This is a genomic window from Pseudomonas sp. Marseille-P9899 (assembly GCF_903166565.1).
Lineage (GTDB): Bacteria > Pseudomonadota > Gammaproteobacteria > Pseudomonadales > Pseudomonadaceae > Aquipseudomonas > Aquipseudomonas huaxiensis.
This window is the reverse complement of sequence record NZ_CAESCG010000007.1, coordinates 179,118-195,784: the sequence shown is the minus strand read 5'-3', so window position 1 is coordinate 195,784 and position 16,667 is coordinate 179,118. Positions and strand designations below refer to the sequence as shown.

Annotated in this window: 22 protein-coding genes; all 22 read right to left on the bottom strand. The window is 56.1% G+C overall.

Going from position 1 to position 16,667, the window contains the following annotated elements; translation table 11 throughout:
* Nucleotides 1-6: 6 nt before the first annotated feature.
* Nucleotides 7-540: a 50S ribosomal protein L6 gene (gene rplF / locus HWV67_RS27180; protein ID WP_095159999.1), complete on the bottom strand. Its 534-nt coding sequence runs from the start codon at nucleotides 538-540 to the stop codon at nucleotides 7-9.
* A gap of 12 nt (nucleotides 541-552) precedes the next feature.
* Nucleotides 553-945 carry a 30S ribosomal protein S8 gene (gene rpsH, locus HWV67_RS27175; protein ID WP_095160000.1) on the bottom strand — a complete coding sequence of 131 codons (393 nt, stop codon included), beginning with the start codon at nucleotides 943-945 and terminating at the stop codon, nucleotides 553-555.
* 206 nt (nucleotides 946-1,151) lie between these two features.
* Nucleotides 1,152-1,457, bottom strand: a complete 306-nt coding sequence (gene rpsN, locus HWV67_RS27170; RefSeq protein ID WP_095160001.1) for a 30S ribosomal protein S14 — start codon at nucleotides 1,455-1,457, stop codon at nucleotides 1,152-1,154.
* 13 nt (nucleotides 1,458-1,470) lie between these two features.
* Nucleotides 1,471-2,010, bottom strand: coding sequence for a 50S ribosomal protein L5 (gene rplE / locus HWV67_RS27165; RefSeq protein ID WP_009397500.1), 540 nt, complete (start codon nucleotides 2,008-2,010; stop codon nucleotides 1,471-1,473).
* Between the two features lie 20 nt (nucleotides 2,011-2,030).
* Nucleotides 2,031-2,345: a 50S ribosomal protein L24 gene (gene rplX / locus HWV67_RS27160; protein ID WP_008374158.1), complete on the bottom strand. Its 315-nt coding sequence runs from the start codon at nucleotides 2,343-2,345 to the stop codon at nucleotides 2,031-2,033.
* An 11-nt stretch (nucleotides 2,346-2,356) separates the two neighbouring features.
* Nucleotides 2,357-2,725 (bottom strand): 50S ribosomal protein L14, encoded by a 369-nt coding sequence (gene rplN, locus HWV67_RS27155; protein ID WP_002555479.1) that lies wholly within the window; start codon nucleotides 2,723-2,725, stop codon nucleotides 2,357-2,359.
* A gap of 23 nt (nucleotides 2,726-2,748) precedes the next feature.
* The gene (gene rpsQ, locus HWV67_RS27150; protein WP_031303185.1) at nucleotides 2,749-3,015 is read right to left on the bottom strand and encodes a 30S ribosomal protein S17; all 267 of its coding nucleotides are present in this window, start codon (nucleotides 3,013-3,015) and stop codon (nucleotides 2,749-2,751) included.
* Nucleotides 3,016-3,017: 2 nt separating this feature from the next.
* Nucleotides 3,018-3,209, bottom strand: a complete 192-nt coding sequence (rpmC, locus tag HWV67_RS27145; protein ID WP_002555481.1) for a 50S ribosomal protein L29 — start codon at nucleotides 3,207-3,209, stop codon at nucleotides 3,018-3,020.
* Nucleotides 3,209-3,622 (bottom strand): 50S ribosomal protein L16, encoded by a 414-nt coding sequence (gene rplP / locus HWV67_RS27140; RefSeq protein ID WP_009397508.1) that lies wholly within the window; start codon nucleotides 3,620-3,622, stop codon nucleotides 3,209-3,211. Before rplP ends, rpmC begins: the two co-directional genes overlap by 1 nt.
* Nucleotides 3,623-3,634: 12 nt before the next feature.
* On the bottom strand, nucleotides 3,635-4,321 hold the full coding sequence (gene rpsC, locus HWV67_RS27135; protein ID WP_095160002.1) for a 30S ribosomal protein S3: 687 nt from the start codon (nucleotides 4,319-4,321) through the stop codon (nucleotides 3,635-3,637).
* A 14-nt stretch (nucleotides 4,322-4,335) separates the two neighbouring features.
* Nucleotides 4,336-4,668, bottom strand: coding sequence for a 50S ribosomal protein L22 (gene rplV / locus HWV67_RS27130; RefSeq protein WP_003103908.1), 333 nt, complete (start codon nucleotides 4,666-4,668; stop codon nucleotides 4,336-4,338).
* 11 nt (nucleotides 4,669-4,679) lie between these two features.
* On the bottom strand, nucleotides 4,680-4,955 hold the full coding sequence (gene rpsS, locus HWV67_RS27125) for a 30S ribosomal protein S19 (protein WP_002555486.1): 276 nt from the start codon (nucleotides 4,953-4,955) through the stop codon (nucleotides 4,680-4,682).
* Between the two features lie 16 nt (nucleotides 4,956-4,971).
* On the bottom strand, nucleotides 4,972-5,796 hold the full coding sequence (gene rplB, locus HWV67_RS27120; RefSeq protein WP_095160003.1) for a 50S ribosomal protein L2: 825 nt from the start codon (nucleotides 5,794-5,796) through the stop codon (nucleotides 4,972-4,974).
* A gap of 14 nt (nucleotides 5,797-5,810) precedes the next feature.
* Nucleotides 5,811-6,110 (bottom strand): 50S ribosomal protein L23, encoded by a 300-nt coding sequence (gene rplW / locus HWV67_RS27115; RefSeq protein ID WP_095160004.1) that lies wholly within the window; start codon nucleotides 6,108-6,110, stop codon nucleotides 5,811-5,813.
* Nucleotides 6,107-6,709 (bottom strand): 50S ribosomal protein L4, encoded by a 603-nt coding sequence (gene rplD / locus HWV67_RS27110; RefSeq protein ID WP_095160005.1) that lies wholly within the window; start codon nucleotides 6,707-6,709, stop codon nucleotides 6,107-6,109. Before rplD ends, rplW begins: the two co-directional genes overlap by 4 nt.
* 12 nt (nucleotides 6,710-6,721) lie before the next feature.
* Complete coding sequence (rplC, locus tag HWV67_RS27105) at nucleotides 6,722-7,357, bottom strand: 50S ribosomal protein L3 (protein WP_095160006.1); 636 nt, start codon at nucleotides 7,355-7,357, stop codon at nucleotides 6,722-6,724.
* An 81-nt stretch (nucleotides 7,358-7,438) separates the two neighbouring features.
* Nucleotides 7,439-7,750 carry a 30S ribosomal protein S10 gene (rpsJ, locus tag HWV67_RS27100; RefSeq protein WP_003186070.1) on the bottom strand — a complete coding sequence of 104 codons (312 nt, stop codon included), beginning with the start codon at nucleotides 7,748-7,750 and terminating at the stop codon, nucleotides 7,439-7,441.
* A gap of 140 nt (nucleotides 7,751-7,890) precedes the next feature.
* Nucleotides 7,891-9,084 carry an elongation factor Tu gene (gene tuf / locus HWV67_RS27095; RefSeq protein ID WP_095160007.1) on the bottom strand — a complete coding sequence of 398 codons (1,194 nt, stop codon included), beginning with the start codon at nucleotides 9,082-9,084 and terminating at the stop codon, nucleotides 7,891-7,893.
* A 30-nt stretch (nucleotides 9,085-9,114) separates the two neighbouring features.
* A complete protein-coding gene (gene fusA, locus HWV67_RS27090; protein WP_175653478.1) occupies nucleotides 9,115-11,262 on the bottom strand; it encodes an elongation factor G in 2,148 nt (715 codons plus the stop codon).
* Between the two features lie 30 nt (nucleotides 11,263-11,292).
* Entirely contained in the window at nucleotides 11,293-11,763 is a 471-nt protein-coding gene (gene rpsG / locus HWV67_RS27085) for a 30S ribosomal protein S7 (RefSeq protein ID WP_008089143.1), read from the bottom strand.
* Nucleotides 11,764-11,879: 116 nt separating this feature from the next.
* Nucleotides 11,880-12,251 (bottom strand): 30S ribosomal protein S12, encoded by a 372-nt coding sequence (gene rpsL / locus HWV67_RS27080; RefSeq protein WP_003257088.1) that lies wholly within the window; start codon nucleotides 12,249-12,251, stop codon nucleotides 11,880-11,882.
* Nucleotides 12,252-12,460: 209 nt separating this feature from the next.
* The gene (gene rpoC, locus HWV67_RS27075) at nucleotides 12,461-16,660 is read right to left on the bottom strand and encodes a DNA-directed RNA polymerase subunit beta' (protein ID WP_095160009.1); all 4,200 of its coding nucleotides are present in this window, start codon (nucleotides 16,658-16,660) and stop codon (nucleotides 12,461-12,463) included.
* Nucleotides 16,661-16,667: the final 7 nt, after the last annotated feature.

Genomic DNA, 16,667 nt, shown 5'->3' with positions numbered 1-16,667 from the left:
TATGCCCTACTTCTTCTTGGCTTCTTTACGACGGACTACTTCGTCCGCGTAACGCACACCCTTGCCTTTATAAGGCTCTGGTGGACGGAAGTCGCGGATTTCAGCGGCCACCTGACCTACCAGCTGCTTATCGATACCCTTGATCAGGATATCGGTCTGGCTTGGAGTTTCAGCGGTGATACCGGCTGGCAGTTCGTAGTCCACTGGATGCGAGAAGCCGAGCGCCAGGTTGAGCACGGTGCCTTTGGCTTGTGCTTTGTAACCAACACCGACCAGCTGGAGCTTGCGCTCGAAGCCTTGGCTTACGCCTTGGACCATGTTGTTTACCAGGGCACGGGTAGTACCGGCCATAGCGCGGGTCTGTTGATCGCCGTTGCGAGCAGCGAAACGCAGCTCACCAGCTTCTTCGATCACTTCTACAGACGAGTGAACATTCAGTTCGAGAGTGCCCTTGGCACCCTTCACCGAAAGCTGTTGGCCGGCGAATTTTACTTCGACGCCAGCTGGCAGCTTAACGGGGTTCTTAGCGACGCGAGACATGCTTATCCCCCCTTAGAACACTGTGCAGAGAACTTCGCCGCCAACACCGGCAGCGCGCGCAGCACGATCCGTCATCACACCTTTGTTGGTGGAGACGATAGACACGCCCAGACCGCCACGTACTTTCGGCAGTTCATCGACGGACTTGTACTGACGCAGACCTGGACGACTTACGCGCTTGACTTCCTCGATGACCGGACGGCCTTCGAAGTATTTCAGCTCGATGGAGAGCGATGGCTTTACATCGCTGCTGACTTGGTAGCCAGCAATGTAACCTTCGTCTTTCAGAACTTTGGCGACCGCAACCTTCAGAGTTGACGAAGGCATGCTTACGACGGACTTTTCAGCCATCTGGGCATTACGGATGCGAGTTAGCATGTCCGCTAACGGGTCCTGCATACTCATGGGCTAGACGCTCCTGATGCAAAAAAAATTAGCCTTTCGGCTACTACTGTCGCCCGAAGCCGCACGGAAAAACCCGGGCTCAGGCGAGCCGGTCATTCTAGACACATACCAAAAACGAAACAAGCCCCAAAAGGGGCTTGTTTCGATGCCGGGTCACCGGTGGTCGGAAGATCGCTCTTCCACCACCGCGACACCGCAGGTACGTCTTACCAGCTGGCTTTGACCAGACCTGGAACGTCACCGCGCATTGCTGCTTCACGCAGCTTGTTACGGCCGAGGCCGAACTTGCGGTAAACGCCGTGTGGACGACCAGTGATGCGGCAGCGGTTACGCAGGCGCGAAGCGCTGGCGTCACGTGGCTGCTTCTGCAGAGCTACAACCGCAGCGAAACGCTCTTCTGGAGTTACTTCCAGATTAACGATGATCGCTTTGAGCTCAGCACGCTTCTTGGCGAACTTAGCAACCGTCAGCTGACGCTTCAGCTCGCGGTTTTTCATGCTCTTCTTGGCCATTTTCCTACTCCAATCAGTTGCGGAACGGGAATTTGAAAGCACGCAGCAGAGCGCGGCCTTCGTCATCCGTACGAGCAGTGGTGGTCAGGGTAATGTCCAGACCGCGCAGAGCATCGATCTTGTCGTAGTCGATTTCCGGGAAGATGATCTGCTCTTTCACGCCCATGCTGTAGTTGCCACGACCATCGAAGGACTTGGCATTCAGGCCGCGGAAGTCGCGAACCCGAGGCAGGGAGATCGCCAGCAGGCGGTCCAGGAACTCGTACATACGATCACGGCGCAGAGTGACTTTGACGCCGATCGGCCAACCTTCACGGACTTTGAAGCCTGCGATGGATTTCCGAGCGAAAGTCACAACGGCTTTTTGACCGGTGATCTTTTCCAGGTCAGCAACAGCGTGCTCGATGACTTTCTTGTCGCCGATCGCTTCGCCCAGACCCATGTTCAGGGTGATCTTGGTAACGCGCGGAACTTCCATCACGTTCGCCAGCTTAAGTTCTTCCTTAAGCTTCGGAGCGATTTCCTTCCGATAAATCTCTTTCAGTCGTGCCATGGTCTTCTACCTAGCAGTGTTCAAGCATCAACCGCTTTTTGGGTCGACTTGAAGACACGAATTTTTTTGCCTTCTTCTACTTTGAAACCAACGCGGTCAGCCTTGTTGGTTTCGCCGTTGAAAATGGCGACGTTGGAAGCGTGCAGAGGCGCTTCTTTCTCGACGATACCGCCTTGTACGCCCGACATCGGGTTAGGCTTGGTATGACGCTTCACCAGGTTGATCCCACCAACGACCAGACGGTCGTCAGCGAGCACCTTCAGCACCTTACCGCGCTTACCTTTGTCTTTGCCGGCGATCACGATGATCTCGTCGTCACGACGAATCTTTTGCATGTCGGATCTCCTTACAGCACTTCTGGGGCGAGCGAGACGATCTTCATGAACTTCTCGGTACGAAGTTCACGGGTCACTGGCCCAAAGATACGGGTGCCGATCGGCTCTTGCTTGTTGTTCAACAGAACAGCAGCGTTGCCATCAAAGCGAATGATGGAGCCGTCAGCGCGACGAACACCATGGCGAGTGCGGACTACAACAGCAGTCATCACTTGGCCTTTTTTCACTTTACCGCGCGGAATTGCTTCCTTGACGGTTACTTTGATGATGTCACCGATACCGGCGTAACGGCGGTGCGAACCGCCGAGAACCTTGATGCACATGACGCGACGAGCGCCGCTGTTATCGGCCACATCGAGCATGGATTGAGTCTGAATCATAAAATTTCTCCGACCCTTAGCCCTTAGACTTCAACAGCGCGTTCGAGAACTTCAACCAGCGCCCAGGACTTGGTCTTGGCCAGCGGACGGGTTTCACGGATGGAAACCTTGTCGCCGATATGGCATTGGTTGTTTTCGTCGTGCGCGTGCAGCTTAGTCGAACGCTTAACGTATTTACCGTAGATCGGGTGCTTTACGCGACGCTCGATCAGAACGGTGATGGTCTTGTCCATCTTGTCGCTGACGACACGGCCAGTCAGCGTACGGACGGTTTTTTCAGCTTCAGCCATGATCACTTACCTGCCTGCTGGTTGAGCACAGTTTTCACGCGAGCAATGTCACGCTTAACTTGCGAGAGCAGGTGCGACTGCCCCAACTGGCCAGTTGCTTTCTGCATACGCAGATTGAACTGGTCACGCAGCAGGCCGAGCAGTTGCTCGTTCAGCTGCTGTGCTGATTTTTCACGAAGTTCATTCGCTTTCATCACATCACCGTCCGCTTAACAAAGGAGGTGGCGAGAGGCAGCTTTGCAGCAGCCAGGGCGAAAGCCTCACGCGCCAGCTCTTCAGAAACACCCTCGATCTCGTACAGGACTTTGCCTGGCTGAATCTGGGCAACCCAGTACTCAACGGAACCCTTACCTTTACCCATCCGCACTTCGAGAGGCTTCTTGGTAACCGGCTTGTCCGGGAATACACGGATCCAGATCTTGCCGCCACGCTTTACGTGACGAGTCAGAGCACGACGTGCCGACTCGATCTGGCGAGCGGTGAGACGACCGCGAGCAACAGCTTTCAGGGCGAACTCGCCGAAGCTGACCTTGCTACCGCGCAGTGCCAGACCACGGTTGTGGCCAGTCATCTGCTTGCGGAATTTTGTACGCTTTGGTTGCAACATTTGGCGTACCCCTTACTTAGCAGCTTTTTTACGAGGCGCTGGTGCTTGTGGTTTCAGTTCTTCTTGGCGACCACCAATAACTTCGCCTTTGAAGATCCAAACCTTGACACCGATCACACCGTAAGTGGTGTGAGCTTCGTAAGTGGCATAGTCGATATCGGCACGCAGGGTGTGCAGTGGCACACGACCTTCGCGATACCATTCAGTACGTGCGATTTCAGCACCGCCGAGACGACCGCTCACTTGGATCTTGATGCCCTTGGCACCAATACGCATGGCGTTCTGTACGGCGCGCTTCATAGCACGGCGGAACATGACACGACGCTCCAGCTGCTGAGCTACGCTCTGAGCAACCAGCATACCGTCGAGCTCCGGCTTGCGGATCTCTTCGATATTGATGTGCACAGGCACACCCATTTGCTTGGTCAGGTCCTGACGCAGTTTCTCAACATCTTCACCTTTCTTCCCGATAACGATACCTGGACGAGCGGTGTGGATGGTGATGCGTGCAGTTTGGGCCGGACGATGAATATCGATACGGCTCACGGACGCGCTTTTTAGTTTGTCTTGGAGGTACTCACGGGTTTGCAGATCCTTCAACAGGTAATCTGCGTAAGTCCTACCGTCGGCGTACCAGACGGAGGTGTGCTCCTTGACGATTCCCAGGCGAATGCCAGTGGGATGTACTTTCTGACCCATCTGTATCGACTCCGTTACTTGTCCGCAACCTTGACAGTGATATGGCAAGACCGCTTGACGATGCGATCAGCGCGGCCTTTGGCACGCGGCATGATGCGCTTCAGCGAACGCCCTTCGTTGACGAAAACGGTGGAGACCTTCAGGTCATCAACGTCTGCGCCTTCGTTGTGTTCGGCGTTGGCTACGGCCGACTCGAGGACTTTCTTCATGATTTCAGCAGCTTTCTTGCTGCTGAAGGCCAACAGGTTGAGCGCTTCGCCCACCTTCTTCCCGCGGATCTGGTCGGCGACCAAGCGGGCTTTCTGGGCGGAGATTCGAGCGCCCGACAACTTAGCGGCTACTTCCATTTCCTAACCCCTTAACGCTTGGCTTTCTTGTCAGCCACGTGCCCGCGGTAGGTGCGGGTACCGGCAAACTCGCCCAGTTTATGGCCGACCATGTCTTCGTTCACGAGAACTGGGACATGTTGACGACCGTTGTGTACCGCGATGGTCAGACCGACCATTTGTGGCAGGATCATCGAACGACGCGACCAGGTTTTAACTGGTTTGCGATCGTTCTTTTCCGCCGCCACTTCGATCTTCTTCAGTAGGTGAAGATCGATAAAAGGACCTTTTTTCAGAGAACGTGGCACTGTCGTATCCCTCTATTTACTTGCGACGACGGACGATCATTTTGTCGGTACGCTTATTACCACGAGTCTTCGCACCCTTGGTCGGGAAGCCCCATGGCGATACCGGATGACGACCACCGGAGGTACGACCTTCACCACCACCATGTGGGTGGTCAACCGGGTTCATGGCAACACCACGAACGGTTGGGCGAACGCCACGCCAGCGTTTGGCACCAGCTTTACCCAGCGAACGCAGGCTGTGCTCGGAGTTCGAGACTTCGCCCAGGGTCGCACGGCACTCAGCCAGTACTTTACGCATTTCGCCAGAGCGCAGACGCAGGGTCACGTAGACACCTTCGCGAGCGATCAGCTGAGCCGAAGCACCAGCGGAACGAGCGATTTGCGCACCTTTACCCGGCTTCAGTTCGATGCCGTGAATGGTGCTACCGACTGGGATGTTACGCAGCTGCAGCGAGTTGCCCGGCTTGATAGGAGCCAGAGCACCTGCGATCAGCTGGTCACCAGCGCTCACGCCTTTAGGGGCGATGATGTAGCGACGTTCGCCGTCCGCATAGCACAGCAGAGCGATATGAGCAGTACGGTTTGGATCGTATTCGATACGCTCGACAGTGGCGGCGATGCCGTCCTTGTCGTTGCGACGGAAGTCGACCAGACGGTAATGCTGCTTATGACCACCACCAACGTGACGAGTGGTAATACGGCCATTGTTGTTACGACCACCAGACTTCGATTTTTTCTCGAGCAGCGGTGCGTGAGGAGCGCCTTTATGCAGCTCCTTGTTGACCACCTTGACCACAAAACGGCGGCCAGGGGAAGTCGGTTTGCATTTAACGATTGCCATGATGCACCCCTTCCTTACTCAGCACTGCTGCTGAAATCGAGATCTTGGCCTGGCTGAAGGGAGATGATCGCCTTCTTCCAGTCATTACGCTTGCCCAGGCCGCGAGCGGTGCGCTTGGACTTACCCAGAACGTTCAGGGTAGTTACGCTTTCCACTTTCACGCTGAACAGGCTTTCGACGGCCTTCTTGATTTCCAGCTTGGTTGCGTCAGTAGCAACCTTGAAAACGAACTGGCCTTTCTTGTCAGCCAGAACCGTGGCCTTCTCGGAAACATGCGGGCCAAGTAGAACTTTAAATACGCGTTCCTGGTTCATCCCAGCAGCTCCTCGAATTTCTTCACGGCCGACACAGTGATCAACACTTTGTCGTATGCGATCAGACTGACCGGATCGGAGGCCTGTACATCGCGCACGTCAACGTGCGGCAGGTTACGGGCAGCCAGGTACAGATTCTGATCAACAGCATCAGAAACGATCAGTACGTCGCTCAGACCCATGCCATTCAGCTTGTTCAGCAGGTCTTTGGTTTTCGGTGCTTCAACAGCGAAGTCTTGAACCACGACCAGACGGTCGGTACGCACCAGCTCAGCGAGGATGGAACGCATTGCTGCGCGGTACATCTTCTTGTTGAGCTTCTGCGAGTGATCCTGAGGACGAGCTGCGAAAGTGGTACCACCGCCACGCCAGATTGGGCTACGGATAGTACCGGCACGAGCGCGACCAGTACCCTTCTGACGCCAAGGGCGCTTACCGCCACCAGACACGTCGGAACGGGTTTTCTGCTGCTTGGTGCCTTGACGGCCGCCGGCCATGTAGGCCACGACTGCTTGGTGAACCAGCGTCTCGTTGAATTCGCCACCGAAAGTCAGTTCGGAAACTTCGATCGCTTGAGCGTCATTTACATTTAGTTGCATGTCAGCTTCCCCTTAACCGCGAGCCTTGGCAGCCGGACGCACAACCAGATTGCCACCAGTGGCGCCTGGAACGGCACCCTTGACCAGCAACAGATTGCGTTCAGCGTCGACGCGCACTACTTCCAGGGACTGAACGGTCACGCGCTCGGCGCCCATGTGACCGGACATTTTTTTGCCCTTGAATACACGACCAGGAGTCTGGCACTGGCCGATAGAGCCCGGGACGCGGTGGGAAACGGAGTTACCGTGGGTGTTGTCTTGACCGCGGAAGTTCCAGCGCTTGATGGTACCGGCAAAGCCTTTACCCTTGGACTGACCGGTAACATCTACCAGTTGGCCTGCAGCGAAGAGCTCAGCGTTGATCAAGTCGCCAGCCTGGTATTCGCCGTCTTCAAGACGGAATTCCCAGACACCACGACCAGCGGCAACGTTTGCTTTAGCGAAGTGGCCTGCTTGAGCAGCAGTCACACGCGAAGCACGACGCTCACCGACAGTGACTTGCACTGCACGATAGCCATCGGTTTCTTCAGTTTTGAACTGGGTGACGCGATTCGGCTCGATCTCAATGACCGTGACCGGAATGGAGACACCTTCTTCGGTGAAAATGCGGGTCATACCGCACTTACGACCGACTACACCAATAGTCATGTTGTAAACCTCATGAGTGTACGGGGCTTTCACCCGCTATGGCCGCCCATTTCAGAGCGTTACACGACTAAGACCCAAGTCTTAGCCGAGGCTGATCTGCACTTCCACACCTGCTGCAAGATCAAGCTTCATAAGTGCATCAACGGTTTTATCCGTTGGCTGGACGATGTCCAGAACGCGCTTATGAGTACGGATCTCGTACTGGTCGCGCGCGTCTTTGTTGACGTGCGGGGAGACCAGAACGGTGAACCGCTCTTTACGGGTAGGCAGTGGAATTGGACCACGTACCTGAGCACCAGTACGTTTCGCGGTTTCCACGATTTCCTGGGTGGATTGGTCGATCAGGCGATGGTCAAAAGCCTTCAACCTGATACGGATTTGCTGATTTTGCATTGGATTTCAGACTCCAGGCTGCTATTCCCACCGGGCGCACTACGCCCGTTAAAAGGAGGCGTGATTCTATAGACGCCCCCATTAGGTGTCAACCCAATAAAAAAACCCCCGCTAAGCGGGGGTTTTTTCATCGATCGAAATTACTCGATGATTTTGGCTACGACGCCGGCGCCGACGGTACGACCGCCTTCACGGATAGCGAAGCGCAGACCATCTTCCATCGCGATGGTTTTGATCAGGGTAACAGTCATCTGAATGTTATCGCCTGGCATTACCATTTCAACGCCTTCTGGCAGCTCGCAGTTACCGGTCACGTCAGTAGTACGGAAGTAGAACTGTGGACGGTAGCCTTTGAAGAACGGAGTGTGACGACCGCCTTCTTCCTTGCTCAGAACGTAAACTTCTGCGGTGAACTTGGTGTGCGGCTTGACCGAACCTGGCTTGACCAGAACCTGGCCACGCTCAACGTCGTCACGCTTGGTGCCACGCAGCAGAACGCCGCAGTTCTCGCCAGCACGACCTTCGTCCAGCAGCTTGCGGAACATCTCAACACCAGTACAGGTAGTGGTGGTGGTGTCACGCAGACCAACGATTTCCAGCGGATCCTGAACGCGGACGATACCACGCTCGATACGACCGGTAACAACGGTACCACGACCCGAGATCGAGAATACGTCTTCGATTGGCATCAGGAACGGCTTGTCGATAGCACGCTCAGGCTCTGGGATGTAGCTGTCCAGAGTCTCAACCAGCTTCTTGACAGCGGTGGTGCCCATTTCGTTGTCGTCTTTGCCTTCCAGCGCCATACGAGCCGAACCGATGATGATCGGAGTGTCGTCGCCTGGGAAGTCATAGGTGGACAGCAGGTCGCGAACTTCCATCTCGACCAGTTCCAGCAGCTCAGCGTCGTCTACCAGGTCAGCCTTGTTCAGGAAGACCACGATGTACGGAACGCCAACCTGACGGGACAGCAGGATGTGCTCACGGGTTTGTGGCATCGGACCATCAGCGGCCGAGCAAACCAGGATCGCGCCGTCCATCTGGGCAGCACCGGTGATCATGTTCTTCACATAGTCAGCGTGACCTGGGCAGTCAACGTGAGCGTAGTGACGAATCTTCGAGTTGTACTCAACGTGAGCGGTGTTGATGGTGATACCGCGCGCTTTCTCTTCTGGAGCCGAGTCGATCTTGTCGAACTCAACGACTGCCGAACCGAAAACTTCGGAGCAGACGCGAGTCAGAGCTGCAGTCAGAGTGGTCTTACCATGGTCAACGTGGCCGATAGTGCCGACGTTAACGTGGGGAAGGGAACGATCAAATTTTTCTTTAGCCACGACAGTGAACCTCTTGCCTAAAGGGCTGGATTAGCCTTGTTTTTTAACGAGCGCTTCGACGATATTCGCCGGAGCTTCGGAGTATTTGGAGAATTCCATGGAGTAGCTCGCGCGACCCTGAGACATGGAACGAACGTCGGTCGCATAACCGAACATTTCACCCAGCGGCACCTCAGCACGGATCACCTTGCCGGAGACCGAGTCTTCCATACCTTGGATCAGACCACGACGACGGTTCAGGTCACCCATCACGTCACCCATGTAGTCCTCTGGGGTTACTACTTCTACCTTCATGATCGGCTCAAGCACTTTACCGCCACCTTTGGCAGCCAGTTGCTTGGTCGCCATGGAGGCAGCCACCTTGAACGCCATCTCGTTGGAGTCGACGTCGTGGTAGGAACCATCGAACACGGTTGCCTTCAGGCCGATCAGCGGATAGCCGGCAACAATGCCGTTCTTCATCTGCTCTTCGATACCCTTCTGGATCGCCGGGATGTATTCCTTAGGAACCACACCACCTACAACTTCGTTGGTGAATTCCAGACCTTCGGTAATGTTGCCCTGAGCGTCTACGGATGGCTGCGAGAAGCGAATCCAGCAGTGACCGAACTGACCGCGACCACCGGACTGACGAACGAACTTGCCTTCGATCTCGACGTTGTCCTTGCTGATCTGCTCGCGGTACGAAACCTGCGGCTTACCAATGTTGGCTTCAACGTTGAATTCGCGCTTCATGCGGTCAACAAGGATGTCCAGATGAAGCTCGCCCATACCGGAGATGATGGTTTGGCCGGTTTCTTCATCGGTCTTGACGCGGAACGACGGGTCTTCCTGAGCCAGCTTGCCCAGCGCGATACCCATCTTTTCCTGGTCCTGCTTGGTCTTCGGCTCAACAGCTACCGAGATCACAGGCTCCGGGAAGTCCATACGCTCAAGAATGATTGGCTTGTCGGCGTTGCACAGAGTGTCACCAGTGGTGACGTCCTTCATGCCGATCAGGGCAGCGATGTCGCCCGCCAGAACTTCCTTGATTTCTTCACGCTGGTTGGCGTGCATCTGCACCATACGACCAACGCGCTCTTTCTTGCCCTTGACCGAGTTGATCACGGAGTCGCCAGACTGCAACATGCCCGAGTAAACGCGCACGAAGGTCAGGGTACCCACGAACGGGTCAGTAGCAATCTTGAACGCCAGAGCCGAGAACGGTTCGCTGTCATCTGCATGACGCTCGTCGTAGTCAGCCTCGACCAGCTCGTCCTTTGGCTTCTCGATCAGGTCTGGGTGGATACCCTTGATCGCAGGAATCTCGGTCGGAGCAGGCAGGAAGTCGATAACAGCATCGAGAACCAGAGGAACGCCCTTGTTCTTGAAGGAAGAACCACAAACAGCCGGAACGATCTCGCTAGCCAGGGTGCGCGCACGCAGGCCTGCCTTGATCTCTTCGACGGTCAGCTCACCTTCTTCAAGGTACTTGTTCATCAGTTCTTCGTTGGCTTCGGCAGCAGCCTCAACCATGTTGGCACGCCATTCTTCAGCCAGGTCCAGCATATCAGCAGGAATTTCTTCCTCGCGATAGGTGGTGCCTTTGTCGTCGTCGTTCCAGTAGATAGCCTTCATCTTGATCAGATCGACCTGACCCTGGAAGTTCTCCTCCGAACCGATGGCCAGCTGAACAGGAACCGGAGTGTGACCCAGACGGTTCTTGATCTGACCTACGACGCGCAGGAAGTCGGCACCGGCACGGTCCATTTTGTTCACGTAAACAACGCGTGGAACACCGTATTTGTTGGCTTGACGCCATACGGTTTCGGACTGCGGCTCAACGCCGGAGGTACCGCAGAACACAACGACCGCACCGTCAAGTACGCGCAGCGAACGCTCAACTTCAATAGTGAAGTCAACGTGGCCAGGGGTATCGATGACGTTTACGCGATAGTTGTCGTACTGACCACGGGAACCCTGCCAGAAAGTGGTAACAGCAGCGGAGGTAATGGTAATACCCCGCTCCTGCTCCTGCACCATCCAGTCGGTGGTCGCGGCGCCATCATGCACCTCGCCCATTTTGTGGCTCAGGCCTGTGTAGAACAGGATCCGCTCGGTAGTGGTAGTTTTACCCGCATCAACGTGCGCGCAAATACCAATGTTACGGTAGCGGTTGATTGGTGTAGTACGAGCCATAAAGCCCTCGCGAAAATAGTGATGCCAGAATTAGAAGCGGTAGTGCGAGAACGCTTTGTTGGCTTCGGCCATACGGTGTACGTCTTCACGCTTCTTGACTGCAGCACCTTTGCCTTCAGCAGCATCCAGCAATTCGCCGGCCAGGCGCAGAGCCATGGACTTCTCGCCACGCTTGCGGGCGTAGTCTACCAACCAGCGCATTGCCAGAGCGTTACGACGGGATGGACGAACTTCAACAGGAACCTGGTAAGTAGCACCGCCAACACGGCGCGACTTCACTTCGACCAGCGGAGCGATGGCGTCGAGAGCTTTCTCGAAGATTTCCAGGGGATCGCTGTTCTTGCGCTCTTTGACCTTGTCCAGCGCACCGTAAACGATACGCTCGGCAACGGCCTTTTTGCCGCTTTCCATCACGTGGTTCATGAACTTGGCGAGGATCTGGCTTCCGTATTTCGGATCGTCCAGAATCTCACGCTTGGCTGCTACACGACGTCTTGGCATTGATAAGCCCTCAAACGGTCTTCAGGTTAGCCCGGGACATCCACCCTCTTGAGGTTTTGCGCCCGACCTTACTCTTATCGACTCAAAAAAATGAATGAACTACTACAAGCGACCAATTACTTCGGACGCTTGGTACCGTACTTCGAACGACCCTGGTTACGGCCTTTAACGCCCGAGGTATCCAGAGAGCCGCGAACAGTGTGGTAACGAACACCTGGCAAGTCTTTTACACGGCCGCCGCGAATCAGTACGACGCTGTGCTCTTGCAGGTTGTGGCCTTCACCGCCGATGTACGAGGAAACCTCGAAACCGTTGGTCAGACGCACACGGCATACTTTACGCAGTGCCGAGTTAGGTTTTTTCGGCGTAGTAGTGTACACACGGGTGCACACGCCACGACGTTGCGGGCAGTTCTGCAGCGCAGGTACGTCGGATTTCTCGACGGTACGCTTACGCGGCTGACGTACCAGCTGGTTGATAGTTGCCATCTACTAGCTCCACTGTTGTCTTGCGACGCTATTGTCTTGCAAGAAAGCATAAATTGGCAGGGCAGAGCCCTACCAAATTTAGGGGTACAAGAGTCTAAAGAGGATCTTGTACTCAGTCAAGACAAGGCCCCGGCTTACCGACTCCGGTCATCGGTGACAATTCATGTCACCGATGACTGAAGAAGATCCGCCGAGGCCCTGCTCTACTGTCAGTTACCGCTGGAATTCAGCGCTTCGGTCAGTGCGGCTTCCACCTCACTGGCACTTACGCGCAGCGGCTTGTCGGCATCACGGCGACGCTTGCGCTCGCTGTGGTATGCCAGACCAGTACCGGCCGGGATCAGACGACCCACGACCACGTTTTCTTTCAGGCCGCGCAGGTAATCGCGCTTGCCGGTTACCGCCGCCTCGGTCAGAACTCGGGTGGTCTCCTGGAAGGAGGCCGCCGAGATGAACGATTCGGTGGACAGCGAGGCCTTGGTGATACCCAGCAGCACGCGCGAGAACTTGGACACGAACTTGTCGTCGGCAGCCAGACGCTCGTTTTCGACCAGCACGTGAGTCAACTCCATCTGGTCACCTTTGATGAAGGTGGAGTCGCCAGACTCGCTGATCTCAACTTTACGCAGCATCTGACGCAGAATGGTCTCGATGTGCTTGTCGTTGATCTTCACGCCTTGCAGACGATAAACGTCCTGAATCTCGTTGACGATGTACTTGGCCAGCGCGCTCACACCCAGCAGACGCAGGATGTCATGCGGATCGCTCGGACCGTCGGAGATAACTTCGCCGCGGTTCACTTGCTCGCCTTCGAAGACGTTCAGGTGACGCCACTTCGGAATCAGCTCTTCGTACGGATCGGTACCGTCGTTCGGAGTGATGACCAGACGGCGCTTGCCTTTGGTCTCCTTGCCGAATGCGATGGTGCCGCTGACTTCCGCAAGAATCGAAGCTTCTTTCGGACGACGCGCTTCGAACAGGTCAGCAACACGCGGCAGACCACCGGTGATGTCACGGGTCTTCGACGTTTCTTGCGGGATACGCGCGATAACGTCACCAACACCGATCTGAGAACCGTCCGCCACACCGACCAGGGCGTTCGCCGGCAGGAAGTACTGTGCCGGTACGTCGGTACCTGGCAGCAGCAGATCCTTGCCATTGGCGTCGACCATCTTGATTGCAGGACGGATTTCCTTACCTGCAGCCGGACGGTCTTTGACGTCCAGAACCTCGATGTTGGTCAGGCCAGTCAGTTCGTCTGTCTGACGCTTGATCGTGATGCCTTCTTCCATGCCCACGAAGGTCACGGTACCTTTCATTTCGGTAACGATCGGGTGGGTGTGCGGGTCCCACTTGGCGACGATTGCGCCAGCGTCGACCTTGTCGCCTTCCTTGACCGAAATCACCGCACCGTAAGGCAGCTTGTAACGCTCACGCTCACGACCGAATTCGTCGGCAATGGCCAGCTCACCGGAACGCGACACCGCGACCAGGTTGCCATCAGCACGCTCAACCTGCTTCAGGTTGTGCAGACGGACCATACCGCCGTTCTTCACCTGGACGCTGTCGGCAGCCGAGGTCCGGCTTGCAGCACCACCGATGTGGAACGTACGCATGGTCAGCTGGGTACCCGGCTCACCGATCGACTGCGCAGCGATAACGCCGACAGCTTCACCGATGTTCACCTGGTGACCACGGGCCAGATCACGGCCGTAGCACTTGGCGCAGATGCCGTAGCGGGTTTCGCAACTGATTGGCGAGCGGACGATTACTTCGTCGATGCTGTTCAGTTCGATGAACTCAACCCACTTCTCGTCGACCAAGGTACCGGCCGGAACGATCACGTCGTCGGTGCCTGGCTTGAACACGTCGCGGGCGATAACACGGCCCAGTACGCGCTCACCCAGCGGCTCGACCACGTCGCCGCCTTCAATGTGCGGCGTCATCAGCAGACCCTGCTCGGTGCCGCAGTCGATCTCGGTCACGACCAGATCCTGGGCAACGTCTACCAGACGACGGGTCAGGTAACCGGAGTTCGCGGTTTTCAACGCGGTATCCGCCAGACCTTTACGAGCACCGTGAGTCGAGATGAAGTACTGGAGTACGCTCAGACCTTCACGGAAGTTCGCGGTGATCGGCGTCTCGATGATCGAGCCGTCCGGCTTGGCCATCAGACCACGCATACCCGCCAACTGACGGATCTGAGCAGCCGAACCCCGGGCACCGGAGTCAGCCATCATGTACATCGAGTTGAACGATTCCTGCTCGACTTCGTTACCTTCGCGGTCGATGACTTTCTCTTTCGAGAGGTTGGCCATCATCGCCTTGGAAACTTCGTCGTTCGCCTTCGACCACAAGTCGATGACCTTGTTGTACTTCTCGCCCTGGGTAACCAGGCCGGAGGCGTACTGACTCTCGATTTCCTTCACTTCATCAGTTGCGGTACCGATGATGCGGGCCTTCTCATCCGGGATAACGAAGTCGTTAACACCGATGGAGACGCCGGAAATGGTCGAGTAGGCAAAACCGGTGTACATCAGCTGGTCAGCGAAGATCACGGTCTCTTTCAGACCAACCACGCGGTAGCACTGGTTGATCAGCTTGGAGATCGCCTTTTTCTTCATAGGCTGGTTGACCACGTCGTACGACAGACCTGGCGGCACAACCTGGAACAGCAGCGCACGGCCGACAGTGGTGTCGACGATACGGGTGTTCTTGACGCTGCCACCATCACGGTCGTTCACGGTTTCGTTGATACGAACCTTGATCTTCGCGTGCAGGGCAGCTTCGCCGGCGCGGAATACGCGGTCGACTTCCTGCAGGTCAGCGAACACGCGACCTTCGCCCTTGGCGTTGATGGCTTCACGGGTCATGTAGTACAGACCCAGTACAACGTCCTGCGAAGGAACGATGATTGGCTCACCGTTGGCTGGCGACAGGATGTTGTTGGTCGACATCATCAGCGCGCGCGCTTCCAGCTGGGCTTCCAGCGTCAGCGGCACGTGCACGGCCATTTGGTCACCGTCGAAGTCGGCGTTGTACGCGGCGCAGACCAGAGGGTGCAGCTGGATAGCCTTACCTTCGATCAGAACCGGTTCAAAGGCCTGGATACCCAAACGGTGAAGGGTCGGTGCACGGTTGAGCAGTACGGGGTGTTCGCGAATCACTTCAGCGAGAACGTCCCAGACCTCTGGCAGCTCGCGCTCGACCATCTTCTTGGCAGCCTTGATGGTGGTCGCCAGACCACGCATTTCCAGCTTGCCGAAGATGAACGGCTTGAACAGTTCCAGGGCCATCTTCTTCGGCAGACCGCACTGATGCAGACGCAGGGTCGGGCCTACGGTAATTACCGAACGACCGGAGTAGTCAACGCGCTTACCGAGCAAGTTCTGACGGAAACGACCCTGTTTACCCTTGATCATGTCAGCCAGGGACTTCAGAGGACGCTTGTTCGAACCAGTGATTGCGCGACCGCGACGACCGTTGTCCAGCAGGGCGTCGACCGCTTCCTGCAGCATGCGCTTTTCGTTGCGCACGATGATGTCCGGAGCGGACAGATCGAGCAGGCGCTTCAGACGGTTGTTACGGTTGATTACGCGGCGATACAGGTCGTTCAGGTCGGAAGTCGCGAAGCGACCGCCATCCAGCGGAACCAGAGGACGCAGATCTGGCGGCAGAACCGGCAGAACGGTCAGGACCATCCACTCAGGCAGGTTGCCCGAGCCCTGGAAGGCTTCCATCAGTTTCAGACGCTTGGACAGCTTCTTGATCTTGGTTTCCGAGTTGGTCTGCGGAATTTCTTCGCGCAGGCGGCCAATCTCGTGCTCCAGGTCGATAGCGTGCAGCAGCTCGCGGACAGCCTCGGCACCCATACGGGCATCGAAATCGTCACCGAACTCTTCCAGCGCTTCGAAGTACTGCTCGTCGTTCAGCAGCTGGCCTTTTTCCAGGGTGGTCATGCCCGGGTCGATAACGACATAGCTCTCGAAATAGAGAACGCGTTCGATATCACGCAGGGTCATGTCCATCAGCAGGCCGATACGGGACGGCAGGGACTTCAGGAACCAGATGTGGGCAACCGGAGAAGCCAACTCGATGTGAGCCATGCGCTCACGACGAACCTTCGCCAGCGCGACTTCAACGCCGCACTTCTCACAGATCACACCACGGTGCTTCAGGCGCTTGTACTTGCCGCACAGGCACTCGTAGTCTTTGACTGGGCCAAAGATCTTGGCGCAGAACAGGCCGTCACGCTCAGGCTTGAACGTACGGTAGTTGATGGTTTCCGGCTTTTTTACTTCACCGAACGACCACGAACGGATCATCTCAGGCGAGGCCAGTCCGATACGGATGGCGTCGAACTCTTCGACTTGACCCTGGTTTTTCAGCAAATTCAGTAGGTCTTTCAAGGCCTTT